Here is a 26,919-nt window from a genome sequence, read left to right as displayed (position 1 = left end):
GCTTTTCTCCCTCTCCCTGTGGGAGAGGGCCGGGGTGAGGGCATCAGCGCGCACATTCCCCCCTCACCCTAACCCTCTCCCTCAAGGGAGAGGGGACTAAACCCAAAGGAGTCAACATGCAAACCATCACCCTCCCGCCGCCAAAGCGCAGCTGGTTCTCGCTCATCAGCTGGGCCATTCTGCTGGCGGTGCTGGTTATCTCCTGGAAGGGCGCAGAAATGGATCCGCTGCTGCTCTTCAAAGATTCCGGCAACATGGCCACCTTCGCCGCCGACTTCTTCCCGCCGGACTTCAGCCAGTGGCAGGACTACCTCAGCGAAATGGCGGTCACTCTGCAAATCGCCGTCTGGGGTACTGCCCTTGCCGTCATTCTCTCCATTCCGTTTGGCCTGATGAGCGCTGAAAACATCGTGCCGTGGTGGGTCTACCAGCCGATGCGCCGCCTGATGGACGCCTGCCGCGCCATCAATGAAATGGTCTTTGCGATGCTGTTCGTGGTGGCCGTTGGCCTGGGTCCGTTCGCGGGCGTCATGGCGCTGTTCATCCACACCACCGGCGTACTTTCCAAACTACTGTCCGAAGCGGTCGAAGCCATCGAGCCCGGCCCGGTGGAAGGCATCCGCGCAACCGGCGCCAACAAAATCGAAGAGATCCTCTATGGCGTGCTGCCTCAGGTGATGCCGCTGCTGATCTCTTACTCTCTGTACCGCTTTGAGTCCAACGTCCGCTCCGCCACCGTCGTGGGTATGGTGGGCGCAGGCGGGGTTGGCGTCACCCTGTGGGAAGCGATTCGCGGTTTCCAGTTCCAGCAAACCTGCGCCCTGATGGTGCTCATCATCGTCACCGTCAGCCTGCTGGATTTCCTCTCTCAACGTTTGCGTAAGCACTTCATCTGAGAAGCGAGGCTTTGATTTGTATGCACTTATCCAGACATCCGACCAGTTACCCCACCCGCTGGCAGGAGATTGCGGCAAAGCTCGAAGTGGAGCTGCGCACGCACTACCGCTGCGGGGACTACCTGCCCGCCGAGCAGCAGCTTGCCGACCGCTACGAGGTCAATCGCCATACCCTGCGCCGCGCCATTGACCAACTGGTCGAGCGCGGCTGGGTGCAGCGCCGCCAGGGCGTGGGCGTGCTGGTGCTGATGCGCCCGTTCGACTACCCGCTTAACGCCCAGGCGCGCTTTAGCCAGAACCTGCTGGATCAGGGCAGCCACCCGACCAGCGAAAAGCTGCTCTCGGTATTGCGCCCGGCCTCCAGCCACGTGGCGGACGCGCTGGGGATTCAGGAGGGTGACAACGTCATTCACCTGCGCACGCTGCGCCGGGTCAACGGCGTGGCGGTATGCCAGATTGACCACTACTTCGCGGATCTGGCCCTCTGGCCCGTACTGCAAAACTTTACCAGCGGTTCCCTGCACGACTTTCTTCAGGATGCCACAGGCATCGCCCTCAAGCGCACCCAGACGCGCATAAGCGCCCGCCGCGCGCAGGCAAAAGAGAGCAAGGTGCTCGAAATTCCCAACATGGCCCCGCTGCTCTGCGTACGCACCCTCAACCACCGTGACGGCGAGATCAACGCGACGGAATACTCCGTCAGCCTGACCCGCGCCGACATGATTGAATTCACCATGGAGCACTGAATGCACGTCGATACCTCCACCCGACAGCGCTGGATGCGCGTGCTGGCCCATTGCCAGCCTGCCGCCCTGCGCGAGCGCATGAACGCGCTGGGCCTGGCGCCTGACTACGACACGATCCGCGCGCCGGAAATCGGCCTGGTACAAATCCAGGCGCGGATGGGCGGCACCGGCCAGCGCTTTTTTGCAGGCGACGCCACCCTCACCCGCGCGGCGATCCGCCTGAACAGCGGTACGCTGGGCTACAGCTATGTGCTGGGTCGCGATAAGGCGCACGCCGAGCGCTGCGCGGTAATCGACGCCCTTTTGCAGGAACCCCCGCATTTCCAAACGTTAATGGAAACCCTTATTGCCCCGCTGGAAGCCGACCGCGCCGCACGGGTTGCCGCCCGTCAGGCCGAAGTGAACACCAGCCGGGTCGACTTCTTTACGCTCGTTCGCGGAGATAACGCATGACGCTTCAACCTGCTTTTACCCTGGCCGTCCAGGATGCCCAACAAAGTTTTCGTCGCCTGCTGAAGGCCATGAGCGAGCCGGGCGTGATTGTCTCCCTGCACCAGCTCTCCCAGGGCTGGCTGCCGCTGAACCTCGCCTCCACCAGCGTGCTGCTGACGCTGGCGGACAACGATACCCCGGTATGGCTGTCAGGTGCCCTGTCGAACGATATCGCCAGCCAGAACCTGCGTTTTCACACCAGCGCCCCGCTGGTCGATCAGCCCCAGCAGGCGGTTTTTGCCGTGGCCGATGAGCAAATCAGCCATGAACAGCTCAACGCCCTGAGCGAAGGCAGCGCCGTCGCCCCGGAGACCAGCGCCACGCTGATCCTGCAGGTCTCCAGCCTGAGCGGCGGCCGCATGCTGCGCCTGACGGGCGCAGGCATCGCCGACGAGCGCATGGTCGCGCCGCAGCTGCCGGAGTGCATCATTCACGAGCTGACCGAGCGCCCGCACCCGTTCCCGCTGGGCATTGACCTGATCCTGACCTGCGGCGAACGCCTGCTGGCGATCCCGCGAACCACCCACGTGGAGGTGTGCTGATGTACGTAGCCGTCAAAGGGGGCGAAAAGGCCATCGCCGCCGCCCATGCCTTGCAAGAACACAGACGACGAGGCGATGAACGGCTTCCCGAGCTGAGCGTCGCCCAGATTGAACAGCAGCTTAACCTCGCGGTTGACCGGGTGATGACCGAGGGCGGCATTGCCGACCGCGAGCTGGCGGCGCTGGCCCTTAAGCAGGCCAGCGGCGATAACGTGGAAGCCATCTTCCTGCTGCGCGCCTACCGCACTACCCTTGCCAAACTGGCGGTGAGCGAGCCGGTAGACACGGCGGAGATGCGCCTGGAGCGCCGCATTTCTGCCGTTTATAAAGACATCCCCGGCGGCCAGCTGCTTGGCCCTACCTACGATTACACCCATCGCCTGCTGGACTTCACCCTGCTGGCGAACGGCGAAGCCCCAACGCTTAGCACTTCAGACGCCGAACAGGAACCGTCTCCGCACGTCTTTAGCCTGCTGGCAAACCAGGGGCTGGCGAAGGCGGAAGAGGACACGGGAGCCGCGCCGGATGACATTACCCGCACGCCACCGGTTTACCCGTGCTCGCGCTCGTCCCGCCTGCAGCAGCTGATGCGAGGCGACGAAGGCTATCTGCTGGCGCTGGCCTACTCCACCCAGCGCGGCTACGGGCGCAACCACCCGTTTGCGGCGGAGATCCGCAGCGGCTATATCGACGTTGAAATCGTACCGGAAGAGCTGGGTTTTGCAGTGAACGTCGGCGAACTGCTAATGACCGAGTGTGAAATGGTGAACGGTTTCGTCGCGCCAGAGAATGAAGATCCGCACTTTACCCGCGGCTACGGGCTGGTGTTTGGCCTCGGCGAGCGCAAGGCGATGGCGATGGCGCTGGTTGACCGCGCCCTGCAGGCACCGGAGTACGGCGAGCACATCGCCGGCCCGGCGCAGGACGAAGAGTTCGTGCTGGCCCACGCGGATAACGTCGAGGCCGCTGGCTTTGTCTCGCACCTCAAGCTGCCGCACTACGTCGATTTCCAGGCCGAACTGGAACTGCTGAAACGCCTGCAACGGGAGCGCGCCAATGGCTAACTTAAGCGGCTACAACTTTGCCTATCTGGACGAGCAAACCAAACGCATGATCCGCCGCGCTATTTTAAAAGCGGTGGCTATTCCGGGCTATCAGGTGCCGTTCGGCGGCCGCGAAATGCCGATGCCCTACGGCTGGGGCACGGGCGGCATCCAGCTGACCGCCAGCGTGATCGGTGAAGCGGACGTGCTGAAGGTCATCGACCAGGGCGCGGACGACACCACCAACGCGGTGTCGATCCGCAACTTCTTTAAGCGCGTAACGGGCGTCAACACCACCGAAAAAACCGAAGACGCGACGCTGATCCAGACCCGTCACCGCATCCCGGAAACTCCGCTGACGGAAGATCAGATTCTGATTTTCCAGGTGCCGATCCCGGAACCGCTGCGCTTTATCGAGCCGCGCGAAACCGAGACCCGCACCATGCACGCGCTGGAAGAGTACGGGGTAATGCAGGTCAAACTGTATGAGGATATCGCCCGCTTCGGCCATATCGCCACCACTTACGCCTACCCGGTGAAGGTCAACGGGCGCTACGTGATGGACCCGTCACCGATCCCGAAATTCGACAACCCGAAGATGGACATGATGCCCGCCCTGCAGCTCTTTGGTGCCGGACGTGAAAAACGCATCTACGCCGTACCGCCGTATACACGTGTCGAAAGCCTGGATTTCGACGATCACCCGTTTACGGTGCAGGAGTGGGACGAGCCGTGCGCCATCTGCGGCTCCAGACACAGCTATCTCGACGAAGTGGTGCTGGACGACACGGGCAAACGAATGTTTGTCTGCTCCGACACCGATTACTGCCGCCAACAGAGCGAGGCGAACGGCCAATGAAACCGCTGCTTTCGGTTAATAACCTCACCCATCTATATGCGCCGGGCAAAGGCTTCAGCGACGTGTCGTTTGAGCTGTGGCCGGGCGAAGTGCTGGGGATCGTCGGCGAGTCCGGCTCCGGCAAAACGACCCTGCTGAAGTCCATCTCCGCGCGCCTGGCGCCGCAACACGGCGAGATCCTGTATCAGGGACGCTCCCTCTACGGCATAAGCGAGGCCGAGCGCCGCCGCCTGCTGCGCACCGAGTGGGGCGTGGTGCATCAGCACCCGATGGACGGCCTGCGCCGTCAGGTCTCTGCCGGGGGCAATATCGGCGAACGCCTGATGGCCACCGGCGCGCGCCACTACGGCAACATCCGCGCCACCGCCCGGCACTGGCTGGAGGAGGTGGAAATCCCCGCCTCGCGCATCGACGACCTGCCGACGACCTTCTCCGGTGGGATGCAGCAGCGTCTGCAGATTGCCCGCAACCTGGTCACCCATCCGAAGCTGGTGTTTATGGATGAACCCACCGGCGGGCTGGACGTCTCCGTGCAGGCGCGCCTGCTCGACCTGCTGCGCGGTCTGGTGGTGGAGCTGAACCTTGCGGTGGTGATTGTCACCCACGATTTAGGCGTTGCGCGCCTGCTGGCGGACCGTCTGCTGGTGATGAAGCAGGGCCTGGTGGTGGAAAGTGGGCTGACCGACCGGGTGCTGGACGATCCACACCATCCGTACACCCAGCTGCTGGTGTCCTCGGTATTACAGAATTAAGAGGCCAACATGATCCACGTACAAAACGTAAGTAAGACCTTTGTGCTCCACCAGCAAAACGGCGTGCGCCTGCCGGTGCTGCAAAATGCCTCGCTAGAGGTCAGCAGCGGCGAATGCGTGGTGCTGCACGGCCACTCCGGCAGCGGTAAATCCACCCTGCTGCGCTCCCTGTACGCCAACTATTTACCGGACGAAGGACACATCCGCATTCGCCACAATGATGAATGGGTCGATCTGGTTCAGGCCCCGGCGCGCAAGGTGCTGGAAGTGCGCCGCTCGACGATCGGCTGGGTCAGCCAGTTCCTGCGGGTGATCCCGCGGATCTCTTCCCTGGACGTGGTGATGCAGCCGCTGCTGGATCTCGGCGTGCCGCGTGAAACCTGTGCCGCCAGGGCCGCGAGCCTGCTGACGCGCCTCAACGTGCCGGAGCGCCTGTGGCACCTCGCCCCGTCGACCTTTTCCGGCGGCGAGCAGCAGCGCGTGAATATCGCGCGCGGGTTTATCGTCGACTATCCGATCTTACTGCTGGATGAACCCACCGCCTCGCTCGACGCTAAAAACAGCGCAGCGGTGATAGCGCTGATCGAACAGGCCAAAGCGCGGGGCGCGGCGATCGTCGGGATCTTCCACGACGACGCCGTACGCACCCGCGTGGCAGACAGACTGCACCCGATGGGGACAAACGCATGATTATCAATAACGTCAGGCTGGTGCTGGAAAATGAGGTCGTTAAGGGTTCGGTTGAAATCCATGAAGGCGTCATCCGCACGTTTGCCGAAACCCAGAGCCGTGCCCCTGAAGCGATGGACGGCGACGGCGGCTGGCTGCTGCCGGGGCTGATTGAGCTACATACCGATAATCTGGATAAATTCTTCACCCCGCGCCCGAAGGTGGACTGGCCCGCCCATTCGGCGATGAGCAGCCACGACGCGCTGATGGTCGCCAGCGGCATCACCACGGTGCTGGACGCGGTGGCAATCGGCGACGTGCGCGACGGCGGCGATCGCCTGGAGAATCTGGAGAAGATGATCAACGCCGTGGAGGAGACGCAAAAGCGCGGCCTCAACCGCGCCGAGCACCGTCTGCATCTGCGCTGCGAGCTGCCGCACCACACCACGCTACCGCTGTTTGAAAAACTGGTGGGCCGCGAGCCGGTCTCGCTGGTCTCCCTGATGGACCACTCGCCGGGGCAGCGCCAGTTCGCCAACATTGAAAAGTATCGTGAATACTATCAGGGCAAATACTCGCTCAACGACGCGGAGATGGCGCGCTACGAAGAAGAGCAGCTTCAGCTTGCGGCCCAGTGGTCGCAGCCCAACCGTCTTAAGATTGCCGCGATGTGCCGGGACCGGAATATCGCGCTGGCGAGCCATGACGACGCCACGCGCGATCACGTGCGCGAATCCCACCAGCTTGGCAGCGTAATAGCCGAATTTCCCACCACGTTCGAAGCAGCTGAGGCGTCGCGCCAGCACGGCATGAACGTGCTGATGGGCGCGCCGAACATCGTGCGCGGCGGATCGCACTCCGGCAACGTGGCGGCAAGCAAACTCGCCTCCCTCGGCCTGCTGGACATTCTCTCGTCTGACTACTACCCCGCCAGCCTGCTGGATGCGGCATTCCGGGTGGCGGACGACGAGGGCAACCGCTTTACACTGCCGCAGGCAATTCGCCTGGTGACCAAAAACCCGGCCACCGCGCTCAATCTTCAGGATCGCGGTGAGATTGCCGAAGGCAAACGGGCAGATCTGGTGCTCGCCCACCGCAGGGGCGAGCACGTTCATATCGACCACGTCTGGCGTCAGGGAAAAAGGGTGTTCTGATGGGAAGACTCATCTGGTTAATGGGGCCGTCCGGCTCCGGGAAAGACAGCCTGCTCTCGGCGCTGCGGCAGGGGGAACATTCACAGCTGCTGGTGGCGCACCGCTACATTACCCGCGCCGCCAACGCCGGAAGCGAGAACCATATCGCCCTGAGCGAGCAGGAGTTTTTTACCCGCGCCGGGCAAAATCTGCTGGCGCTGAGCTGGCACGCCAACGGCTTTTATTACGGCGTGGGCATTGAGATTGACCTCTGGCTGCACGCGGGATTCGACGTGCTGGTCAACGGCTCGCGCGCGCATCTGCCGCAGGCAAAAGCCCGGTACGAAGCGGCGCTGCTGCCGGTCTGCCTGCAGGTTTCCCCGGATATCCTGCGCAGCCGGCTGCAAAGCCGGGGACGGGAAAATGCGCGTGAGATCGACCAGCGGCTGGAACGTGCGGCGCGCTACACTCCGTCGGGCTGTCACATCCTCAATAACGACGGAAGTTTGCTACAGTCAGTCGAGACCTTTTTATCGCTTATCCGCCAGAAGGAGAAACAGCATGCCTGACTGCCAGCTTCGCCCCGCCACCGCCGACGATGCGCAGATTGTCTATGCCCTGATCTGCGAACTGAAGCAGGCAGAGTTCGACCATCAGGCGTTCCACGCCGGATTTCTTGCCAACCTTCAGGATCACAACATGCGCTACCAGCTTGCCGAGCTGGACGGACATGTCGTCGGCATGATCGGCCTGCACATGCAGTTTCACCTCCATCACGCGCGCTGGATCGGCGAGATCCAGGAGCTGGTGGTAATGCCGCAGGCGCGCGGGCTAAAGGTGGGCAGCCAGCTGCTGGCCTGGGCGGAAGAGGTGGCACGGCAGGCCGGCGCGGAGCTGACCGAGCTCTCCACCAGCGTGAAGCGCACTGACGCGCACCGTTTTTACGTTCGTGAAGGATATACGCAGAGCCATTTTCGATTCACCAAACCGCTGTAGAGGTGCGTTATGAGTCTGACCATCACGTTAACGGGAACCGGAAGCGCACAGCTCGTGCCGGTCTTTGGCTGCGACTGCGCGGCGTGTCGACGGGCGCGCCTGCAGGACAACTATCGCCGTCGCCCCTGCAGCGCGGTGGTCAAATTCAACGATGCGGTCACCCTGCTGGATGCGGGCATTCCGCACCTGATGGACGACTGGCCGGCGGGCAGCTTTCAGCAGTTTTTGCTCACGCACTATCATATGGATCACGTCCAGGGGCTGTTCCCCCTGCGCTGGGGCGTGGGCGCAACCATCCCGGTCTACGGCCCGCCGGACGACGCAGGGTGCGACGACCTGTTTAAACATCCCGGAATTCTGGATTTCAGCCACACGGTTGAGCCGTTCGTGATGTTTGAGCTGCAGGGGCTGCGGGTCACGCCGCTGCCGCTCAACCATTCAAAACTGACCTTCGGGTATCTGCTGGAATCCGCCCACAGCCGCGTGGCGTGGCTTTCTGATACCGCCGGGCTGCCGGATAAAACGGTGACGTTTCTGCTCAACAATCAGCCACAGGCGATAATCATCGACTGCAGTCATGAACCGCGTGACGAGACCCCACGCAACCATTGCGACTTAAACACCGTGGTTGCGCTGAACGAGGTGATTGGCTGCCCGCAGGTGATCCTGACCCACATCAGCCATCAATTTGACGTGTGGATGATGGATAATCCGCTGCCGGACGGCATTGAAGCGGGATATGACGGAATGGTTTTGGTACTCGATTAGGTTTTCTCCCTCTCCCGTGGGAGAGGGCTGGGGTGATGGCAACAGGCCGCACTTAGCCTCGATCGTAATCGTCTTCTAACCGACGCTCATCTTCTTCTAACCGACGTCTGTCGTCATCCAGCTGGCGCTGACGCTCGTCTAAGCGGCGGCGTCGGTCTTCAAGCTGCCGACGACGGTCGTCGTACTGTCGGCTGTCGATTTGACGGTTGCGGTCGTAACGATCGTCGTCATCGTCATTACGGCTGCTGCTGGGGTTATAGGCATCGTTGATCGCCTGCTGAATGTTGCCAATGGCATCATCAATCACATCGGCATGGGCCAGTTGGCTGGTGAGTGACAGCAGACCAAATAACAGAGCGGTAGAGTAACGTTTCATAAGGCCAGACTCGCAGGGGAACTGGCCTTACGGTAATCAACGGCATTGTTCCGGGGTAGCGGAGGAATCTCAAATTCAGTTGTGTCCAGGGCCTTCCATCAGCTGATTCGCACGCTGTTTATTTTCTGCAACCAGTACAATGCCATAACATTTTTGATCCGGCGAATGACTCCAGATACGATCTTCGGGTATACACCCCCCGTCATAGATAACCTTGCTACCATCATACGGCCAAAATGCTCCCTGCTCGGTATCGAGAACAAATACAGCGATTTGGTCAGACTCGCGGGCAATTTTCTGCCAGAGCATCTTCCCACCCTCATATTGTTCAAAGTCGCTAATAAGCGTCACGCCACACTGTAATACCAAGGCTTCATACAGACGAGTTGCCAGTCCCTTGTCACGCTCGGCGGGATCAACGCATATACCTTCTACCTGAATAACATTGGTATCTTCCCAACAACGCTCGACAGCAATGATACCTTCACCCAAATGCGTTTTACGTTGTAAATCCAGGGCAGCTACAACCCGATGCCGAGGTACACCATCGAAGGTTTCGACATCCGCTTCAATAATCGCAGCTCTTGGCGTCTGGCTATCAAAAATGACATGTAACACTCGCCCGGAGAGTTCGAATTCATCAACGAGCTTGAAAGACCTTGCTACGGTCTTTGGGCTGTAAGTTGTAGGCATCACAATCATTTGTGAGTCCCCTCTGGTAAGTACCGGCATAGTTCCCTTTATATCCCAATCTGCCAAATTTTGCGCAGGTTAGCATCCCCCGGTTTACTCACGCTCTTGATGAATTCCGAAACATCAATGCTTATAAACAGACTTTCCGCAGCGCCTGCGTCAGCTGCGCCCGCGTAAATGGCTTACGCAATAACTGCACGTCCGGCAGCTGCGGGTTGTGCGCCGGGCGCAAATCCTGCCCGCTGATCAGCAGCACCGGAAGCTGCGGATAATGGCTGCGCACCTGGTTAATCACCTCAGCCCCGCTCAGGCCTCCGGGCAACATCAGATCGCTGATAAACATGCCAATATCCGGCGACGCCGCCAGCATGCTCAGGGCCTGCTCGCCGTTGTCCGCTTCGAGCGTCAGGTAACCAAGCTGATGCAGCTGTTCGCACAGGGTCTGACGAACGTCCGCCTCATCTTCCAGCACCAGTACAAGCCGCTCGTTATCCACGGACGTTGTGGCAGCCAGCGCTTCATCCTCCGAAACGGCGGGCAGCGTCGAGCGCGGGAGGTGCAGCCGCACGGTGGTGCCCTGCCCCGGCGCGCTTTCGATCTCAACCCGGCCCCCGGACTGGCGCACAAAGCCGTAGACCATCGACAGGCCTAACCCGCTCCCGCTTCCGGTCTGCTTGGTGGTGAAAAACGGTTCAAAGACCCGGGATTTCACCTCCTGCGACATGCCGCTGCCGCGGTCAATCACTTCCAGCGCCACCATATCCTGCCTGCGCCCGTCGCTGCGGGTGACGCGCTGATTCCAGGTGCGGATTTTTATCACCCCGCTTTGTCCTTCCATCGCATCGCGCGCGTTCATCACCAGGTTGATAATAGCGTTTTCCAACTGGCTGACGTCTATCCACGCGGGCCATGCCGGGGTTTGCGCTTCAATTTCCAGGGTCAGGGTGGCAGGCAGGGAGTGGCGCATCAGTTCCCGGAGGTTCTCCAGCAGCGGCAGCATCTCAACCGCATGCGGCGTCAGGGATTGCTTGCGGGAAAACGCCAGCAGGCGCTGCGTCAGTAAGGCACCACGCTCGGCCGCCTTGAGCGCCCGGGAGATGCGCGGCGCGTCGTTTGATTCAGGGTCGGTAAGCTCAAGGCTGCCGATGATCACCGCCAGCAGGTTATTAAAATCATGCGCCAACCCGCCGGTCAGCTGTCCGACGGCCTTCATTTTCTGGCTGTGCAGCAGCGCCTCTTCCAGCCCCTGACGCTCGACGCGGTCAATTTCCATCTGCGTGGTTTTCTCTTTCAGCAGGCGCGTGGTGTGCTCAAGCGAAGCGGTATTGCGGGCAAAAACGTTAAACGCGCGCGCCAGTTCGCCCAGCTCATCGCGCCGCTGCAGCGCGGGCACCGAAACATCCTGCTCGCCGTGCGCAAGGCGCGACATCGCTCTGGAGATAGCCGTCAGGTTAGAGCCCAGATTGCGGTAGATATACCAGCAGGCGCACCCGGTAATGATCAGCGCCAGCACGGCGAAGATGCTGATAAACACGCTGATGGATTGCAGCTCGTGATGGCTCTGGGCCGTGCGAAGTCGGGAGGCCTGCGCCACCTGCTCAACGTACTGATTGATATCGCTATTGAGGATCGCCACCAGCGCCTTGATGTGGAACATATACCAGCTGATGGACAGATCGCTCTCTTCCAGCTGCTTCGACAGCGGGGCGAGCTTACCTAACTCGGCATTAAAATCAGGCAGAACCCCCTTCACCACCGGCTGTGCGGCGCTCCGGGGCAGCGCTGCGGCCACGGCGTCCAGTTGCTGAACGGTCGCGCGCGGCGAAGGGGTGTCGATGGCGGCAGCGATCAGCCGGTCCATCTCCATCAGCTGCTGCGCATCCGGTACGTTGCTGCCATAGCGGCGGTTGATGTCCTGCAGATGACGCAGGTAGCTCTGGCTTTGATACAGCGAACTCAGCAGCGCGTTACGCTCCAGATGGCGTCGCTGTCCACGCTCCAACATCTCCGTCACGCTCTGCTGTAATTCATTGCTTCGTTGAATAATCCGCGCCACCAGCGCCGGCTCCTGCTGCGCCAGCGGGGCATCGGCAAGCTGCTCCAGCGAGCGGCGCAGCGCCGTTTGCATCTGCTTCAGGCGCTCGGCTTCGCCTTTGTACTCCAGCGCCCCCACCACCTGCGAGAGCCGCACCGCCGCCGTTGCGACGTTGGCCGTGTCGCGGGCGAGATTCATGCTGCCGGTCATGTCGTCCAGCGTTTGCTGCTGCACCTGTTCCTGGATCTGGCTGGCGTGACGGAAACCGAGCACCGCTACGCCGCTCACCATCAGCGTAACGGCGACCACCAGCAGATTGAAAATCAGCAGGCGGCCTCGGGCGCTGGCGAAGAACGGGGGGCGTGAAGACATGTTGACTCCGTAAATGTGATCCACATTCGCTATTCATAACTATGACAAATATGAACGGCTTCTGACATTTTGCATTTACGCGCCTGTGATGAAGTGCAGATATCGACATTCACAGGAGGTCCGCCATGAGCAGAACCCCGGTTTTAGAGATGCGCCAAATTGCCAAAACCTTTGGCAATTTCCACGCGCTCAAGGGTGTGGATTTGACGGTCTTCCCCGGTGAGATCCACGCGCTGATGGGGGAAAACGGCGCGGGAAAAAGCACGCTGATGAAGATCCTCGCGGGAGCCTATACCGCCACCAGCGGCGAGATCCTGATCGACGGCCAGCCGTTTCACATTAAAGGGCCGAAAGATGCGCTGGCCGCAGGCATCACCCTGATTTACCAGGAGATGCAGCTCGCGCCCAATCTTACCGTGGCCGAAAATATTTTCCTCGGCAGCGAGCTGTCGCGCGGCGGGCTGGTCCAGCGCAAGGAGATGGCCGCCCAGGCGCAGGCGGTGATTGACCGTCTCGGCGCGCAGTTCAGCGCCACCGACCTGGTGATGAAGCTGACCATCGCCGAGCAGCAGCAGGTGGAAATCGCCCGCGCGCTGCACCGCAACAGCCGCATTCTGGTGATGGACGAACCCACCGCCGCCCTCTCCTCCCGCGAAACCCACCGCCTGTTCGAACTGATTTTGCGCCTGCGCGACGAGGGTATGGCGATTATCTATATCAGCCACCGCATGGCGGAAGTGTATGAACTCTCTGACCGCGTGAGCGTTCTGCGTGACGGGCAGTACGTCGGGAGCCTCACGCGCGACAGGCTTAACGCCTCCGAGCTGGTGAAAATGATGGTGGGCCGCCCGCTAAGCGACCTGTTCAACAAGGAGCGAGATATCCCCCTCGGCAGCCCGCGCCTTAACGTGCACCACCTCACCGACGGTAAAAAAGTACAGCCGTGCAGCCTGCAGGTGCGTTCCGGCGAAATCGTCGGGCTGGCGGGGCTGGTTGGGGCCGGACGCTCCGAGCTGGCGCAGCTTATCTTTGGCGTGCGCAAAGCCACCGGCGGCATGATTGAGGTCGACGGCGAGCCGGTGGTGATCCACTCCCCGCGCGCGGCCATCGAAAACGGCATCGGTTTTCTCACCGAGAACCGCAAGGAGCAGGGGCTGTTTCTGGAGCTGGCGGCGCAGGAGAACATCACCATGGCGACGCTTGAGCGCGACGCCACCTTTGGCATGTTGAACCGCAAAAAAGCCCAGTCCATTTCCGACGATGCCATCGCCCTGCTCAACATCCGCGTGCCGCATTCTCAGGTACGCGCGGGCGGGCTTTCGGGCGGCAACCAGCAAAAGCTTCTTATCTCCCGCTGGGTGGCGATTGGCCCGCGCATTCTGATTCTGGACGAGCCGACGCGCGGCGTGGACGTCGGCGCAAAAAGCGAAATCTACCGCATCATGAACCAGATGGCGCGCAAGGGGGTGGCGATTCTGATGATCTCCAGCGAGCTGCCGGAAGTGGTAGGCATGAGCGACCGGGTCTACGTGATGCGGGAAGGCAGCATCGCGGGTGAGCTTCACGGGCACGATATCTCTCAGGAAAACATCATGACGCTGGCAACCGGCGTGAACGACACACATCATCAGGCGGTGTAATTATGACAACTCCTACCCATCCGCAGCAGGTGGCGAAATCCGCCTCCGCTAAAAAAATGCTGATGAGCGATCTGATGCAAACGATCGGAATTTTACCGATTCTGATCCTGATTGTGGCGGTATTTGGCTTTATTGCCCCGAACTTCTTCACCGAGAGTAACCTGCTCAATATCACCCGCCAGGCATCCATCAACATCGTGCTGGCGGCCGGGATGACCTTCATCATCCTGACCGGCGGGATCGACCTCTCCGTAGGTTCGATTCTGGGCACCACGGCGGTGGCGGCGATGGTGGTCTCGCTAATCCCTGAATTTGCGATGCTCTCTATTCCAGCGGCGCTGATGCTCGGCATGGTGCTGGGATTATTCAACGGCGCGCTGGTAGCCTTTGCCGGGCTGCCGCCGTTTATCGTCACGCTCGGCACCTACACGGCGCTGCGCGGTGCGGCGTACCTGCTGGCCGATGGCACGACGGTGATCAACTCAAACATCAGCTTCGAGTGGATCGGCAATAACTACCTCGGCCCCATTCCGTGGCTGGTGGTGATCGCCCTGGCGGTGATTGCGGTGTGCTGGTTCATCCTGCGCCGCACCACGCTCGGCGTTCACATCTACGCGGTGGGCGGCAACATGCAGGCGGCGCGCTTAACGGGCATTAAGGTCTGGCTGGTTCTGCTGTTTGTCTACGGCATGAGCGGCCTGCTCTCCGGGCTTGGCGGCGTCATGAGCGCCTCGCGCCTCTACAGCGCCAACGGCAACCTCGGCACGGGGTACGAGCTGGATGCGATTGCGGCGGTGATCCTCGGCGGTACAAGCTTCGTCGGCGGGATCGGCACGATCACCGGCACGCTGGTGGGTGCGCTGATCATCGCCACCCTCAACAACGGCATGACGCTGATGGGCGTCTCCTACTTCTGGCAGCTGGTGATCAAAGGGGCGGTGATCATCATAGCGGTGCTGATCGACAAATACCGTACCCGACACCATCAAAGTGCATAACAACAATACCCTACAAGCGAGGAAGACAAGATGCGTTTGAAACCCTTAGTGACCGCGCTCTGTGCTGGCGCGCTGCTTGCCGCAACGCCGTTTGCGCAGGCAAAAGATCTGAAGTCCATCGGCGTGACGGTGGGCGACCTGGCTAACCCGTTCTTCGTGCAGATCACCAAAGGTGCCGAGCTGGAAGCGCGCAAGCTGGCGGGGGATAACGTCAAGGTGACGCTGGTTTCCAGCGGTTACGACCTGGGCCAGCAGGTTTCGCAGATCGATAACTTCATCGCTGCGAAGGTGGACATGATCATCCTCAACGCTGCGGATTCCAAAGGGATCGGCCCGGCGGTGAAGCGCGCTAAAGAGGCGGGGATCGTGGTCGTCGCGGTGGACGTGGCGGCGGAAGGGGCCGATGCAACCATCACCTCCGATAACACCCAGGCGGGGGAAATGGCCTGTAAGTACATTACCGACCGCCTGAAAGGCAAAGGCAACGTGGTGATCATCAACGGACCACCGGTCTCTGCGGTGCAAAACCGCGTGGAAGGCTGCCAGACGGAATTCAAAAAACATCCGGATATCAAGGTACTCTCAGATAACCAAAACGCCAAGGGCAGCCGTGAAGGCGGTCTGGAAGTCATGACCTCCCTGCTGGCGGCGAATCCGAAGATCGACGGCGTATTCGCGATTAACGATCCGACCGCGATCGGTGCCGATCTGGCGGCGAAACAGGCCCAGCGCAACGAGTTCTTTATCGTCGGTGTGGACGGTTCGCCGGACGGTGAAGAGGCGCTGAAGCGTGAAAACTCCCTGTTTGTGGCGACCCCGGCGCAGGATCCGCAGGTGATGGCGGCAAAAGCGGTGGAGATCGGCTATGACATTCTACAGGGCAAACCTGCGCCGAAAGCGCCCGTGCTGATCCCGGTGACGATGATCGATAAAAAGAACGTCGGGACCTATAAAGGGTGGACGGTTAAGTAACCCCCTCACCCTGCCCTCTCCCCATAGGGGAGAGGGTGTTCAAGTTCCCTCTCACCTATGGGGAGAGGGCTAGGGTGAGGGGTAAGGTTTTGCACATAACTCCGGGAGTCCCCATGAAACGCTCCGACATCAATGAAATTCTCGGCCACACGCGACAGTTCTTTTCCATGCACGACGTGCATCTCCCGCCTTTTGCCAGCTTTCCGCCCACAAAATGGCAGCAGCTTGAGCAGGCCGCATGGCAGGAAGTGTTTGACCTCAAGCTCGGCTGGGACGTGACGGCGTTCGGCGGTAACAATTTTGCCGCACAGGGGTTAACGCTGTTCACCCTGCGCAACGGCTCGCCCAACGGCGTGCCTTATGAAAAAAACTATGCCGAAAAAATTATGCACGTGCGCGATGGCCAGGTGACGCCGATGCATTTCCACTGGCGCAAGCGGGAAGACATCATCAACCGGGGCGGCGGGAATCTGATTGTTGAATTGTGGAATGCGGGAGCGCATGAAGAGACCGAAAACACGGACGTGACGGTCACCGTCGACGGCTGCCGTCAGACCCACGCGCCCGGCAGCCAGCTGCGCCTCACGCCTGGGGAAAGCATCTGTCTTACGCCAGGGCTGTATCACAGTTTCTGGGGCGAACGCGGCTTCGGCGACGTGCTGGTCGGGGAGGTGTCATCGGTAAACGACGACGAGCACGACAACCACTTTTTGCAGCCCGTTGCCCGCTATAACAACATCGAAGAAGACGAACCGGCGCTGCTGGTGCTGTGCAACGAGTACAACCTGTTTCGGATATAAGGGGTGAATGATGCCATTGATTTCTCTTGCCGAAGGTCTGGAGCACGCCAGAGCGCATCGCTATGCGCTGGGCGCGTTTAACGTGCTTGACTCCCACTTCCTGCGCGCGCTGTTTGCCGCCGCGAAGCAGGAACGCTCGCCGTTTATCATCAACATCGCCGAAGTGCATTTTAAGTACGTGTCGCTGGATTCGCTTGTCGAAGCGGTGAAGTTCGAAGCCGCCCGTCACGATATTCCCGTGGTGCTCAACCTCGACCACGGTCTGCATTTTGAGGCGGTGGTGCGCGCCCTGCGCTTAGGGTTTAGCTCGGTGATGTTCGACGGCTCGACGCTGAGCTACGAGGAAAACATTCGCCAGACGCGGGAGGTAGTGAAGATGTGCCACGCGGTGGGCGTCTCGGTGGAGGCAGAGCTGGGCGCGGTAGGCGGTGATGAAGGCGGCGCGCTTTACGGGCATGCGGATGAAGCGTTCTTTACCGACCCTCAGTTGGCGCGGGAATTTGTCGATAAGACCGGCATCGACGCGCTGGCGGTTGCCATCGGCAACGCGCACGGCAAATACAAAGGCGAGCCGAAGCTCGATTTCCCCCGCCTGGACGCCATTCGCCAGCAGACGGGTCTGCCGCTGGTTTTACACGGCGGCTCCGGCATTAGCGATGCCGACTTCCGCCGCGCCATCGAGCTGGGCATTCATAAAATTAATTTTTATACCGGCATGTCGCAGGCCGCGCTGGATGCCGTTGATCAGCGCATGGCAAACCGCCAGCCACTGTACGATGAGTTTGCCGAGCTGCTGCTGGGGATAGAAGAGGCCATTACCGATACGGTCGCCGAACAGATGCGCATCTTCGGCAGCGCGAGGCAGGCATAATGGAACGCAAAGGCATCATCGCCGCTGGCAATATGCTGGTGGATCATGTCCACCAGATCGTGCAGTGGCCGGAGCGCGGCTGGCTGGCGGAAATCACCCACAGCGAACGTTCCACCGGAGGCGCGCCGCTGAACGTTCTGCTGACGCTGGCGAAAATGCACGTTAGCCTGCCGCTGCAGGCTGTGGGGCTGATTGGGGAAGATGGTGACGGGGATTACATTCTGGCGATGCTCGATCAGTATCACGTTAACCGCCAGCGCGTGCAGCGCACCACCTTCGCACCGACCTCCATGTCGCAGGTGATGACCGACCCCAGCGGGCAGCGCACCTTTTTCCACTCGCCGGGCGCCAACCGCCTGCTGGATCTCCCCGCTTTCGATCGTCTCGACGGATCGATGAAGATCTTCCATGTCGGCTACCTGCTGCTGCTCGACAGCCTGGATATGCCGGATGACGAATTTGGCACCCGCAGCGCGCGGCTGCTGGCGCAAATGCGCGAGCAAGGGTATGAAACCTCGCTCGATCTGGTCTCCCGCAAGGGCGACCCGCGCTATCAGCCGCTGGTACTCCCTGCCCTGCGCCATCTCGATTACCTGGTGATTAACGAGCTGGAAGCCGGCGAATTTAGCGGGCTGGAGATGCGCGACGCCGACGATGCGCTGAACATCGCCCATATCGCCGATGCCGCGGCGCAGCTGCTGGCGGCAGGCGTTCGTCAGCGGGTGGTAATCCACTGCCCGGAAGGGGCATGGGGTGAAACACCGGGAGAAGCGGGCCAATGGGTTCCGTCGTGGAAGCTGGAGCAGAACGAGATTATCGGCAGCGTCGGCGCGGGCGACGCGTTTTGCGCGGGCTTTTTATACGGCTGTCATGAATCGCTGACGCTAACGGAGAGTATTCATCTGGCGCACGCCTGCGCGCGGGCCAGCCTGCTGGCGGCCAATGCGATTGACGGCGCGAAAACGCTGGCCGAACTGCAACTGTTTATTAAAGAGAATACTTAGGCCGCTTTCTGGCTATGCGACACATCGGCGGCAAAAACGTAGCCCAGCCCGCGTATGGTTTTAATCAGCGCAGGCTGATGCGGGTTAGCTTCAATTTTCCGGCGCAGGCGCATGATCAACACGTCAATTGTGCGGTCGAACACCTCGGTACTTTCGCTGTGGGTGAGCTCAAGGAGTTGCTCGCGGCTAAGTACCCGACGGGCATTCTGCGTGAGCGCCAGCAGCAGGCCATATTCCCCCTGGGTCAAGGGCACGACGTTACGCTGCGGATCAATCAGCTCACAGCGGGTGGTATCCAGCGTCCAGTCGTTAAAGGTTATCCCCGCCACGCGTGGCATCGGCGCTTCTGCCGCCAGCGCCCCGGTACGGCGCAGCACGGCTTTAACCCGGGCCACCACCACCCGCGGATTAAACGGCTTACCAATATAATCGTCGGCCCCCATCTCCAGCCCTACCACCACGTCTGATTCACTGCCCAGCCCGGTTAACATGATTACTGGTAGCGCCGGGTGCTGCTTTTGCAGCTGCTGCAAAACCTGCAGGCCATTGATATCCGGCAGCATCATGTCCAGCAGAACAAGGGCGATATCCTGCTCCTGCTGCACCCGTCTCAGCGCGTCCTGGCCGTTATGACAGACAAGCACCGTAAAGACGTGCTCACTCAGCACGTCCTGCAGCAGTTCGCAGACCGCCATATCGTCATCAACCACCAGAATCGCCGGTTTCATCATATGCTTCCATCAGGGGATTATGTTAAGTCTGAACCATTCTGCCGCCGGCTCCAGTGAAATGGTTTTTTCCATGACGGAAATTCAACCCATGTCACATCCGCTGCCCATTCGACACGTCAATTTTGACGATTGTCGGCCTTTCGTCAGGGTTTTCACCAGAAAAGCGCCCATAAAGCCCAGGAGTAACCACATCAAAAACATGGCATAGATGCTGCATTAGTGGGTGCGAAAGATTTGATTAACTGGAGCAGACTGATGAAAAAAGTCGTCACGGTTTGCCCTTATTGTGCCTCAGGTTGCAAGATCCACCTGGTGGTCGATAACGGCAAAATCGTCCGGGCGGAGGCCGCGCAGGGGAAAACCAACCAGGGCACGCTGTGCCTGAAAGGGTATTACGGCTGGGATTTTATTAACGATACCCAAATCCTCACCCCGCGCCTGAAAACCCCTATGATCCGCCGCGAGCGCGGCGGCAAGCTGGAAGCCGTCTCCTGGAATGAGGCGCTGGATTATGTCGCCACGCGCCTCGGCGCCATCAAGGCTAAGTATGGCCCGGATGCGATTCAGACGACCGGCTCCTCACGCGGGACCGGGAATGAAACCAACTATGTGATGCAAAAATTCGCACGCGCCGTTATTGGAACCAATAACGTCGACTGCTGCGCTCGCGTCTGACACGGCCCATCGGTTGCAGGTCTGCACCAGTCGGTCGGTAACGGCGCAATGAGTAATGCCATCAACGAGATAGATAATACCGATCTCGTATTCATCTTTGGCTACAACCCGGCGGATTCTCACCCTATCGTCGCGAATCACGTTATTCGCGCTAAACAGAACGGGGCGAAAATCATCGTCTGCGATCCGCGCAAAATCGAAACCGCGCGCATTGCGGATATGCACATCGCGTTGAAAAACGGCTCGAACATCGCGCTGTTGAACGCAATGGGGCACGTCATTATTGAGGAGAATCTTTACGACCAGGCGTTTGTCGCGAGCCGTACGGAAGGCTTTGAAGAGTATCGGAAAATCGTCGAAGGCTACACGCCGGAGTCGGTAGAGGCAATAACCGGCGTCAGTGCGCAGGAGATCCGCCAGGCGGCGCGGATGTATGCCGGGGCGAAAACCGCCGCCATTCTCTGGGGCATGGGCGTGACCCAGTTCTACCAGGGCGTGGAAACCGTGCGTTCCCTGACAAGCCTCGCGATGCTGACGGGAAACCTGGGCAAGGCGCATGTGGGCGTGAACCCGGTGCGCGGCCAGAATAACGTCCAGGGCGCGTGCGACATGGGGGCGCTGCCGGATACTTATCCGGGCTACCAGTACGTCAAGTTCCCGGAAAACCGCGAGAAATTCGCAAAAGCCTGGGGCGTCGAGAGCCTGCCGGAACATACCGGCTATCGCATCAGCGAGCTGCCGCACCGCGCGGCGCACGGCGAAGTGCGTGCGGCCTACATCATGGGTGAAGATCCGCTCCAGACCGACGCCGAGCTCTCTGCGGTGCGCAAAGGGTTTGAGGATCTGGAGCTGGTGATTGTCCAGGATATCTTCATGACCAAAACTGCAGCGGCGGCGGATGTCATTTTACCGTCGACCTCCTGGGGCGAGCATGAAGGCGTCTACACGGCGGCGGATCGCGGCTTCCAGCGCTTCTTTAAGGCGGTCGAGCCGAAGTGGGATCTGAAAACCGACTGGCAGATCATCAGCGAAATCGCCACCCGCATGGGCTACCCGATGCACTACAACAACACTCAGGAAATCTGGGATGAGTTGCGCAGTCTGTGTCCGGACTTCTACGGCGCCACCTATGAAAAAATGGGTGAGCTGGGGTATATCCAGTGGCCGTGCCGCGATGAGTCCGAAGCTGACCAGGGGACGTCGTACCTCTTTAAAGAGAAGTTCGACACCCCGAACGGGCTGGCGCAGTTCTTCACCTGCGACTGGGTCGCGCCGATCGATAAGCTTACCGAGGAGTTTCCGATGGTGCTCTCCACCGTGCGTGAAGTGGGTCACTACTCCTGTCGCTCGATGACCGGCAACTGCGCCGCGCTGGCGGCGCTGGCGGATGAGCCGGGCTACGCGCAGATCAACACCGCCGACGCGGAGCGCCTCGGCATTGAGGATGAAGCGCTGGTGTGGGTGAACTCGCGCAAAGGCCGCATCATCACCCGCGCGCAGGTCAGCGACCGTCCAAACAAGGGGGCGGTCTATATGACCTACCAGTGGTGGATTGGTGCCTGTAACGAGCTGGTGACGGAGAACCTAAGCCCGATAACCAAAACGCCGGAGTATAAATACTGCGCCGTCAACGTGGAGCCGATTGCGGATCAACGCGCGGCGGAACAGTATGTGATCGACGAATATAACAAGCTGAAAGCGCGGCTGCGTGAAAGCGCAATGGGCTGAAGCCGTTATTTAATCGTTGAATAAAGGGAGTGATATATTCACTCCCTTTTTATTTCCGCTTAGCACATTAAAAATATCAATTATTATTCTGGAAAGCGGCTCGCAAAAATAATGTAATTCGCGCTGAAAAGAATTACATCTTTGCATTTTAATTCAGAGGGATAAGATGTGCGGCGGGTGCTTAAGACTTTCTGTCTTGAGCATTGTTGAGGGACAGAAAGTAGGAAGCCCCGGGAAATTTTCATTTACCCGAGGCTACTCCCTCAACTACCAACAGGTTGAGAGTAGCCTCTTATTCTTTTTTTGACAAGGAGTAAAAGGCATGACGCCATTAAAAACTGCGTTAGGCATCGTCTTTATTGTTTGCCTGACGATAGTGATTTTTACCTTTATTACTCGTGGTAAGCTCTGCGAGTTTTCAATAAAGGGTGAACATCAGGAGGTGGCGGCAAAATTAGCCTGCAACGCAGGCTAACCTCTTCGGGCGGAACCACGGTTCCGCCCGGCTTGTAGGATGCTGAGGTCTTAATGCACCCATTTTTTTCTTTTGCTACCGCGATTATACTGCGCGGCGTGTACCCAGATGATAAGAATCCATGAAAGCCATTTTTCTGTTGTTGTTATTTTTAACTTCGTTCGCCCGCGCGGACGAGATAGGCAGCCAGTATCAGAAGCAGGCGGAAGCCGGCGATGCCCGCGCCCAGTATTATCTCGCCGATACCTACTTCAGCTCCGGTGACAGAAAGCAGGCAGCGCTGTGGGCAGAGAAAGCCGCAAAAGGCGGCGATGTTGATGCCATGGCGCTGTTGTCACAAATCCTCTTCACGCAGGGCGATTACGCCCAGGCCAAAGCCCTGGCACAGCAGGCCAACATCGCGGGCAGCAAACGCGGCGCGATCATGCTGGCGCGCGTGCTGGTCAACACGCAGGCGGGTAAAACCGACTATCCTCAGGCCATCAAGCTCCTGCAAACAGCGACCGAAGATATCGACAACGACTCGGCGGTCGATGCGCAACTGCTGCTGGGGCTGATTTATGCCAACGGCGTAGAAGTGGCGCAGGACGACGTCCAGGCGGCGTCATGGCTTAAGCGCAGCTCGTCTCTGTCACGCACGGGCTACGCCGAATACTGGGCAGGAATGCTGTTCCAGCAAGGTGAGAAAGGCTTTATTACGCCCAATAAGCAGAAAGCACTCTATTGGTTAAACCTGAGCTGTACGGAAGGGTTTGATACGGGGTGTGAAGAGTTTGATGCGTTGAGCGGGGAGTAGAATCCCCTCCACCTAATCCTCTCCCCAAAGGGGAGAGGGTAGAATACCTTACATCACTGATCGGCCGTCTTATCAAAACGTCCCAGCACCTCGCGTTCATACGCCAGCGCTTTTTTACGGTCGAATTTGTGTTCCCACTTGGCGATAACCAGCACCGCCAGGGCATTCCCCACCACGTTCAGCGCCGTACGCGCCATGTCGAGAATACGGTCCACACCGGCGATAAACGCCAGACCCTCCAGCGGAATACCGACGCTGCCAAGCGTAGCCAGCAGCACCACGAAGGAGACGCCCGGCACGCCTGCGATACCTTTAGACGTCACCATCAGGGTCAGCACCAGCACGATCTCCTGCCACAGCGACAGGTCAATGCCGTACAGCTGCGCAATAAAGATAGCGGCGATACTCTGGTACAGCGTTGAGCCATCCAGGTTAAAGGAGTAGCCGGTCGGCACCACGAAGCTGGTGATAGACGCTGGAGCACCGTAGGCTTCCATCTTCTCAATAATGCGCGGCAGCACGCTCTCAGAGCTTGCCGTCGAGTACGCCAGAATCAGCTCATCCTTCAGGATACGAATCAGGATCCAGATGCTCAACCCGCACAGGCGCGCCACAATCCCCAGCACCACCAGCGCGAAGAACAGGATCGCGAAGTGCACCAGGATCACCAGCTTCGCCAGCGGCCACAGGGAGGCAAAACCGAAGTTCGCCACGGTCACTGCGATAAGCGCGAACACCCCGACCGGCGCGTAGCGCATCACCATGTGGGTCACTTTGAACATGGTTTCGGAGACAGATCGGAACACGGTGACCAGCGGTTCACGGTGCGTTGCGGGCAGAGAGGAGAGCCCCAGGCCAAACAGCACCGAGAAGAAGATGATCGGCAGCATCTCGCCTTTCGCCATGGAAGCAATGATGTTGGTCGGCACCAGCGACAGGATAGTCCCCATCAGACCGTGGGAATGGCTCTGCACGTCAGCAGTGGTGCTTTGGTATTTCGAAATATCCACCGTCGCCAGCTGCGACATATCGATCCCGGAGCCTGGCTGGAACACGTTCGCCAGCGTAATGCCGAGGATAATCGCAACCGTAGTGATCACTTCGAAATAGAGAATAGTTTTCGCGCCGATACGGCCTAACTGCTTCGCATCACCGACGCCCGCGATACCGACCACCAGCGTCGAGATCACAATCGGCACCACTATCATCTTAATCAGATGAATGAAAATATCGCCTGCCGGAGAGAGCAGGTTCGCAATCAGCCATTCGCGGCTGTCGCTGTGATAGTGGAGGTAACTGCCCAGCAGAATGCCCAGCACAAGGGCGATTAAGATCTGCCAGGCCAGGCTGACTTTAACGTTTTTCATAGAAACTGACTTCCTCAATGAAGCGCCTTATTCACGTAAACTGCATGAATATGGAGACATACTGAAAGGGTATGAATTGTGTTGCGTTGGTTTATGGGATTTTTTAACGCGGCGTATGAGTATCATTTGCGCGACCTGTTGCGCAAGCCTTAAAGAACGACGCGTTTCACTCACAAAAGCGACGATGACGGGAGTTTATTCTAATTCTTATAAATAACCTTTTGTTATAAAAACGCTTTTTTAAACGAAAATGTGAATAATAGTTATCGTAAATTATTTTCCTTCAAAGTTTCATTCGCTCGTTTTTCATACTCTTCAGACAATGCGTGATCTGCCGCCCAAATAATAAACAAAGCTTGTAAAGCCCCTACTATTAACGTTTTTGCGACATATTATTAACATCTTACAAGGAGAAAAAAAGCCATGAGCCAAATACATAAACACGACATTCCCGCAAACATTGCGGACCGTTGCCTGATCAGCCCGGAGCAGTACCACGAGAAATATCAGCAATCTGTTACCAACCCGGACGCCTTCTGGGGCGAGCAGGGCCACATCCTTGACTGGATCAAACCTTACCAGAAGGTGAAGAACACCTCCTTTGCGCCAGGCAACGTCTCCATTAAATGGTATGAAGATGGCACACTGAACCTGGCGGCGAACTGCCTGGACCGCCATCTTGCCGAACGCGGGAATGAAACCGCCATTATCTGGGAAGGCGACGATGCCTCTCAGAGCAAACACATTACCTATAAAGAACTGCACCGCGACGTCTGCCGCTTCGCCAACGTCCTGCTGGATAAAGGTATCAAAAAGGGAGACGTGGTCGCCATCTACATGCCGATGGTGCCGGAAGCGGCGGTGGCCATGCTGGCCTGCGCGCGCATCGGCGCGATCCACTCCGTTATCTTCGGCGGCTTCTCCCCTGAGGCGGTTGCCGGGCGTATTGTCGACTCAAACTCGAAGCTGGTGATCACCGCCGACGAAGGCGTGCGTGCGGGCCGCGGTATCCCGCTGAAGAAAAACGTCGATGAGGCGCTGAAAAACCCGAACGTCAAAACGGTCAGCAACGTCATCGTCCTTAAGCGTACCGGCGGCAAAATCGACTGGAACGAGGGGCGTGACCTGTGGTGGAGCGACCTGATTGAAAACGCGAGCGACCAGCATCAGCCGGAAGAGATGAACGCAGAAGATCCGCTGTTCATTCTTTATACCTCTGGCTCCACCGGTAAGCCGAAAGGCGTGCTGCACACCACCGGCGGCTATCTGGTTTATGCGGCTACCACCTTCAAATACGTCTTCGACTATCATCCGGGCGACATCTACTGGTGTACCGCAGACGTGGGTTGGGTCACCGGGCACAGCTATCTGCTATACGGCCCGCTGGCATGCGGCGCAACCACGCTGATGTTTGAAGGCGTACCGAACTGGCCGACCCCGGCGCGCATGTGTCAGGTGGTCGATAAGCACCAGGTCAACATTCTCTACACCGCGCCAACGGCCATCCGCGCGTTAATGGCGGAAGGTGATAAAGCCATTGAGGGCACCGACCGTTCTTCATTGCGCATCCTCGGTTCCGTGGGCGAGCCCATCAACCCGGAAGCCTGGGAGTGGTACTGGAAAAAGATTGGCAACGAGAAGTGCCCGGTGATGGACACCTGGTGGCAGACCGAAACCGGCGGCTTCATGATCACCCCGATGCCGGGCGCGACGCAGCTGAAGGCCGGCTCGGCAACCCGTCCGTTCTTCGGCGTGCAGCCTGCGCTGGTGGATAACGAAGGTAATCCGCAGGAAGGGGCCACCGAGGGCAACCTGGTGATCGTCGATTCCTGGCCGGGCCAGGCGCGCACCCTGTTCGGTGACCACGAGCGCTTCGAGCAGACCTACTTCTCGACCTTTAAAAACATGTACTTCAGCGGCGACGGCGCGCGCCGCGACGAAGACGGCTATTACTGGATCACCGGACGCGTGGACGACGTGCTGAACGTCTCCGGCCACCGTCTGGGCACGGCGGAGATTGAATCGGCGCTGGTATCGCATCCGAAGATTGCCGAAGCGGCGGTTGTCGGGATCCCTCACAACATCAAAGGCCAGGCGATTTACGCCTATGTCACCCTGAACCACGGTGAAGAGCCGTCGCCGGAGCTGTACGCCGAGGTGCGCAACTGGGTACGTAAAGAGATTGGCCCGCTGGCCACGCCGGACGTGCTGCACTGGACCGACTCGCTGCCGAAAACCCGTTCCGGCAAAATCATGCGTCGTATCTTGCGCAAAATCGCGGCAGGGGACACCAGCAACCTCGGTGATACCTCAACGCTCGCGGATCCTGGCGTGGTGGAAAAACTGCTCGAAGAGAAGCAGGCCATCGCGATGCCTTCCTAGTGTTTTCTCCCTCTCCTCGTGGGAGAGGGCCGGGGTGAGGGCATCAGACCGCACCTTCCTACCCTAACCCTCTCCCCATAGGGGAGAGGGGATAAAAACAAACCAACC

General features: G+C 59.3%; 27 protein-coding genes. 22 read left to right on the top strand and 5 right to left on the bottom strand.

Features of this window, described 5'->3' with window-relative positions; all coding sequences use genetic code 11:
- The first annotated feature begins 116 nt into the window (after positions 1–116).
- From phnE to phnP, 12 genes are read left to right on the top strand one after another with little or no spacing between them, the layout of a single operon-like run.
- Positions 117–896: a phosphonate ABC transporter, permease protein PhnE gene (gene phnE / locus HBM95_01885; GenBank protein NIH41700.1), complete on the top strand. Its 780-nt coding sequence runs from the start codon at positions 117–119 to the stop codon at positions 894–896.
- 20 nt (positions 897–916) lie between these two features.
- Positions 917–1,642: a phosphonate metabolism transcriptional regulator PhnF gene (gene phnF, locus HBM95_01880; GenBank protein NIH41699.1), complete on the top strand. Its 726-nt coding sequence runs from the start codon at positions 917–919 to the stop codon at positions 1,640–1,642.
- Positions 1,643–2,095 (top strand): phosphonate C-P lyase system protein PhnG, encoded by a 453-nt coding sequence (gene phnG / locus HBM95_01875; GenBank protein ID NIH41698.1) that lies wholly within the window; start codon positions 1,643–1,645, stop codon positions 2,093–2,095.
- Positions 2,092–2,676 carry a phosphonate C-P lyase system protein PhnH gene (gene phnH, locus HBM95_01870; protein NIH41697.1) on the top strand — a complete coding sequence of 195 codons (585 nt, stop codon included), beginning with the start codon at positions 2,092–2,094 and terminating at the stop codon, positions 2,674–2,676. Before phnG ends, phnH begins: the two co-directional genes overlap by 4 nt.
- Positions 2,676–3,740, top strand: coding sequence for a carbon-phosphorus lyase complex subunit PhnI (locus HBM95_01865; protein NIH41696.1), 1,065 nt, complete (start codon positions 2,676–2,678; stop codon positions 3,738–3,740). The genes phnH and HBM95_01865 overlap by 1 nt, the downstream gene beginning before the upstream one ends.
- Positions 3,733–4,578: an alpha-D-ribose 1-methylphosphonate 5-phosphate C-P-lyase PhnJ gene (gene phnJ / locus HBM95_01860; GenBank protein ID NIH41695.1), complete on the top strand. Its 846-nt coding sequence runs from the start codon at positions 3,733–3,735 to the stop codon at positions 4,576–4,578. The genes HBM95_01865 and phnJ overlap by 8 nt, the downstream gene beginning before the upstream one ends.
- Positions 4,575–5,330 carry a phosphonate C-P lyase system protein PhnK gene (gene phnK / locus HBM95_01855; protein ID NIH41694.1) on the top strand — a complete coding sequence of 252 codons (756 nt, stop codon included), beginning with the start codon at positions 4,575–4,577 and terminating at the stop codon, positions 5,328–5,330. Before phnJ ends, phnK begins: the two co-directional genes overlap by 4 nt.
- A gap of 9 nt (positions 5,331–5,339) precedes the next feature.
- The gene (gene phnL / locus HBM95_01850; GenBank protein NIH41693.1) at positions 5,340–6,020 is read left to right on the top strand and encodes a phosphonate C-P lyase system protein PhnL; all 681 of its coding nucleotides are present in this window, start codon (positions 5,340–5,342) and stop codon (positions 6,018–6,020) included.
- A complete protein-coding gene (gene phnM / locus HBM95_01845; protein NIH41692.1) occupies positions 6,017–7,153 on the top strand; it encodes an alpha-D-ribose 1-methylphosphonate 5-triphosphate diphosphatase in 1,137 nt (378 codons plus the stop codon). The genes phnL and phnM overlap by 4 nt, the downstream gene beginning before the upstream one ends.
- Positions 7,150–7,701 (top strand): ribose 1,5-bisphosphokinase, encoded by a 552-nt coding sequence (gene phnN / locus HBM95_01840; protein NIH41691.1) that lies wholly within the window; start codon positions 7,150–7,152, stop codon positions 7,699–7,701. Before phnM ends, phnN begins: the two co-directional genes overlap by 4 nt.
- Positions 7,694–8,128 carry an aminoalkylphosphonate N-acetyltransferase gene (phnO, locus tag HBM95_01835; protein NIH41690.1) on the top strand — a complete coding sequence of 145 codons (435 nt, stop codon included), beginning with the start codon at positions 7,694–7,696 and terminating at the stop codon, positions 8,126–8,128. Before phnN ends, phnO begins: the two co-directional genes overlap by 8 nt.
- A gap of 9 nt (positions 8,129–8,137) precedes the next feature.
- Entirely contained in the window at positions 8,138–8,896 is a 759-nt protein-coding gene (gene phnP / locus HBM95_01830) for a phosphonate metabolism protein PhnP (GenBank protein NIH41689.1), read from the top strand.
- 52 nt (positions 8,897–8,948) lie between these two features.
- Here the strand turns inward: phnP and HBM95_01825 are convergent, their stop codons facing one another.
- The 3 genes from HBM95_01825 to HBM95_01815 form a co-directional block, all read right to left on the bottom strand.
- Positions 8,949–9,272 carry a hypothetical protein gene (locus tag HBM95_01825; GenBank protein ID NIH41688.1) on the bottom strand — a complete coding sequence of 108 codons (324 nt, stop codon included), beginning with the start codon at positions 9,270–9,272 and terminating at the stop codon, positions 8,949–8,951.
- A gap of 75 nt (positions 9,273–9,347) precedes the next feature.
- The gene (locus tag HBM95_01820) at positions 9,348–9,974 is read right to left on the bottom strand and encodes a GNAT family N-acetyltransferase (GenBank protein ID NIH41687.1); all 627 of its coding nucleotides are present in this window, start codon (positions 9,972–9,974) and stop codon (positions 9,348–9,350) included.
- 121 nt (positions 9,975–10,095) lie between these two features.
- Positions 10,096–12,372, bottom strand: a complete 2,277-nt coding sequence (locus tag HBM95_01815; protein ID NIH41686.1) for a response regulator — start codon at positions 12,370–12,372, stop codon at positions 10,096–10,098.
- 125 nt (positions 12,373–12,497) lie between these two features.
- Here HBM95_01815 and HBM95_01810 point away from each other — a divergent pair, with 125 nt between their 5' ends.
- The 6 genes from HBM95_01810 to HBM95_01785 all read left to right on the top strand — a co-directional run bounded on the left by HBM95_01810 (position 12,498) and on the right by HBM95_01785 (position 18,657).
- A complete protein-coding gene (locus tag HBM95_01810; GenBank protein ID NIH41685.1) occupies positions 12,498–14,012 on the top strand; it encodes a sugar ABC transporter ATP-binding protein in 1,515 nt (504 codons plus the stop codon).
- Positions 14,013–14,014: 2 nt separating this feature from the next.
- Positions 14,015–15,010, top strand: coding sequence for a ribose ABC transporter permease (locus HBM95_01805; protein ID NIH41684.1), 996 nt, complete (start codon positions 14,015–14,017; stop codon positions 15,008–15,010).
- A 30-nt stretch (positions 15,011–15,040) separates the two neighbouring features.
- Positions 15,041–15,982, top strand: a complete 942-nt coding sequence (locus HBM95_01800; protein ID NIH41683.1) for an ABC transporter substrate-binding protein — start codon at positions 15,041–15,043, stop codon at positions 15,980–15,982.
- Positions 15,983–16,095: 113 nt separating this feature from the next.
- Positions 16,096–16,782 (top strand): D-lyxose/D-mannose family sugar isomerase, encoded by a 687-nt coding sequence (locus tag HBM95_01795; GenBank protein NIH41682.1) that lies wholly within the window; start codon positions 16,096–16,098, stop codon positions 16,780–16,782.
- A gap of 10 nt (positions 16,783–16,792) precedes the next feature.
- The gene (locus tag HBM95_01790) at positions 16,793–17,653 is read left to right on the top strand and encodes a ketose 1,6-bisphosphate aldolase (protein NIH41681.1); all 861 of its coding nucleotides are present in this window, start codon (positions 16,793–16,795) and stop codon (positions 17,651–17,653) included.
- A complete protein-coding gene (locus tag HBM95_01785; GenBank protein NIH41680.1) occupies positions 17,650–18,657 on the top strand; it encodes a carbohydrate kinase family protein in 1,008 nt (335 codons plus the stop codon). The genes HBM95_01790 and HBM95_01785 overlap by 4 nt, the downstream gene beginning before the upstream one ends.
- Here HBM95_01785 and HBM95_01780 read toward each other — a convergent pair.
- Positions 18,654–19,385: a response regulator transcription factor gene (locus HBM95_01780; GenBank protein NIH41679.1), complete on the bottom strand. Its 732-nt coding sequence runs from the start codon at positions 19,383–19,385 to the stop codon at positions 18,654–18,656. The genes HBM95_01785 and HBM95_01780 overlap by 4 nt on opposite strands.
- A gap of 258 nt (positions 19,386–19,643) precedes the next feature.
- On the opposite strand from HBM95_01780, the gene fdhF reads away from it, so the two are divergent.
- The 3 genes from fdhF (at position 19,644) to HBM95_01765 (ending at position 23,062) form a co-directional block, all read left to right on the top strand.
- Entirely contained in the window at positions 19,644–21,791 is a 2,148-nt protein-coding gene (gene fdhF, locus HBM95_01775) for a formate dehydrogenase subunit alpha (GenBank protein ID NIH41678.1), read from the top strand.
- A 322-nt stretch (positions 21,792–22,113) separates the two neighbouring features.
- On the top strand, positions 22,114–22,266 hold the full coding sequence (locus tag HBM95_01770; GenBank protein NIH41677.1) for a Hok/Gef family protein: 153 nt from the start codon (positions 22,114–22,116) through the stop codon (positions 22,264–22,266).
- A gap of 121 nt (positions 22,267–22,387) precedes the next feature.
- Positions 22,388–23,062 carry a sel1 repeat family protein gene (locus HBM95_01765; protein ID NIH41676.1) on the top strand — a complete coding sequence of 225 codons (675 nt, stop codon included), beginning with the start codon at positions 22,388–22,390 and terminating at the stop codon, positions 23,060–23,062.
- 53 nt (positions 23,063–23,115) lie between these two features.
- Here HBM95_01765 and gltP read toward each other — a convergent pair whose 3' ends face one another.
- On the bottom strand, positions 23,116–24,429 hold the full coding sequence (gene gltP, locus HBM95_01760; GenBank protein ID NIH41675.1) for a glutamate/aspartate:proton symporter GltP: 1,314 nt from the start codon (positions 24,427–24,429) through the stop codon (positions 23,116–23,118).
- Between the two features lie 423 nt (positions 24,430–24,852).
- Between gltP and acs the strand changes: the two genes are divergently transcribed.
- Positions 24,853–26,811, top strand: a complete 1,959-nt coding sequence (gene acs / locus HBM95_01755) for an acetate--CoA ligase (protein ID NIH41674.1) — start codon at positions 24,853–24,855, stop codon at positions 26,809–26,811.
- The last annotated feature ends 108 nt before the right edge of the window (positions 26,812–26,919 follow it).

The sequence above is a fragment of the Enterobacter asburiae genome (assembly GCA_011754535.1).
Taxonomy (GTDB): domain Bacteria; phylum Pseudomonadota; class Gammaproteobacteria; order Enterobacterales; family Enterobacteriaceae; genus Enterobacter; species Enterobacter cloacae_N.
This window is presented reverse-complemented; position numbering and strand designations above follow the sequence as displayed.

Coding starts and splice junctions, on each gene's coding strand:
- phnE (NIH41700.1), top strand. CDS start 117: ATGCAAACCATCACCCTCCCGCCGCCAAAGCGCAGCTGGTTCTCGCTC.
- phnF (NIH41699.1), top strand. CDS start 917: ATGCACTTATCCAGACATCCGACCAGTTACCCCACCCGCTGGCAGGAG.
- phnG (NIH41698.1), top strand. CDS start 1,643: ATGCACGTCGATACCTCCACCCGACAGCGCTGGATGCGCGTGCTGGCC.
- phnH (NIH41697.1), top strand. CDS start 2,092: ATGACGCTTCAACCTGCTTTTACCCTGGCCGTCCAGGATGCCCAACAA.
- HBM95_01865 (NIH41696.1), top strand. CDS start 2,676: ATGTACGTAGCCGTCAAAGGGGGCGAAAAGGCCATCGCCGCCGCCCAT.
- phnJ (NIH41695.1), top strand. CDS start 3,733: ATGGCTAACTTAAGCGGCTACAACTTTGCCTATCTGGACGAGCAAACC.
- phnK (NIH41694.1), top strand. CDS start 4,575: ATGAAACCGCTGCTTTCGGTTAATAACCTCACCCATCTATATGCGCCG.
- phnL (NIH41693.1), top strand. CDS start 5,340: ATGATCCACGTACAAAACGTAAGTAAGACCTTTGTGCTCCACCAGCAA.
- phnM (NIH41692.1), top strand. CDS start 6,017: ATGATTATCAATAACGTCAGGCTGGTGCTGGAAAATGAGGTCGTTAAG.
- phnO (NIH41690.1), top strand. CDS start 7,694: ATGCCTGACTGCCAGCTTCGCCCCGCCACCGCCGACGATGCGCAGATT.
- phnP (NIH41689.1), top strand. CDS start 8,138: ATGAGTCTGACCATCACGTTAACGGGAACCGGAAGCGCACAGCTCGTG.
- HBM95_01825 (NIH41688.1), bottom strand. CDS start 9,272: ATGAAACGTTACTCTACCGCTCTGTTATTTGGTCTGCTGTCACTCACC.
- HBM95_01820 (NIH41687.1), bottom strand. CDS start 9,974: ATGATTGTGATGCCTACAACTTACAGCCCAAAGACCGTAGCAAGGTCT.
- HBM95_01815 (NIH41686.1), bottom strand. CDS start 12,372: ATGTCTTCACGCCCCCCGTTCTTCGCCAGCGCCCGAGGCCGCCTGCTG.
- HBM95_01810 (NIH41685.1), top strand. CDS start 12,498: ATGAGCAGAACCCCGGTTTTAGAGATGCGCCAAATTGCCAAAACCTTT.
- HBM95_01805 (NIH41684.1), top strand. CDS start 14,015: ATGACAACTCCTACCCATCCGCAGCAGGTGGCGAAATCCGCCTCCGCT.
- HBM95_01800 (NIH41683.1), top strand. CDS start 15,041: ATGCGTTTGAAACCCTTAGTGACCGCGCTCTGTGCTGGCGCGCTGCTT.
- HBM95_01795 (NIH41682.1), top strand. CDS start 16,096: ATGAAACGCTCCGACATCAATGAAATTCTCGGCCACACGCGACAGTTC.
- HBM95_01790 (NIH41681.1), top strand. CDS start 16,793: ATGCCATTGATTTCTCTTGCCGAAGGTCTGGAGCACGCCAGAGCGCAT.
- HBM95_01780 (NIH41679.1), bottom strand. CDS start 19,385: ATGAAACCGGCGATTCTGGTGGTTGATGACGATATGGCGGTCTGCGAA.
- HBM95_01770 (NIH41677.1), top strand. CDS start 22,114: ATGACGCCATTAAAAACTGCGTTAGGCATCGTCTTTATTGTTTGCCTG.
- HBM95_01765 (NIH41676.1), top strand. CDS start 22,388: ATGAAAGCCATTTTTCTGTTGTTGTTATTTTTAACTTCGTTCGCCCGC.
- gltP (NIH41675.1), bottom strand. CDS start 24,429: ATGAAAAACGTTAAAGTCAGCCTGGCCTGGCAGATCTTAATCGCCCTT.
- acs (NIH41674.1), top strand. CDS start 24,853: ATGAGCCAAATACATAAACACGACATTCCCGCAAACATTGCGGACCGT.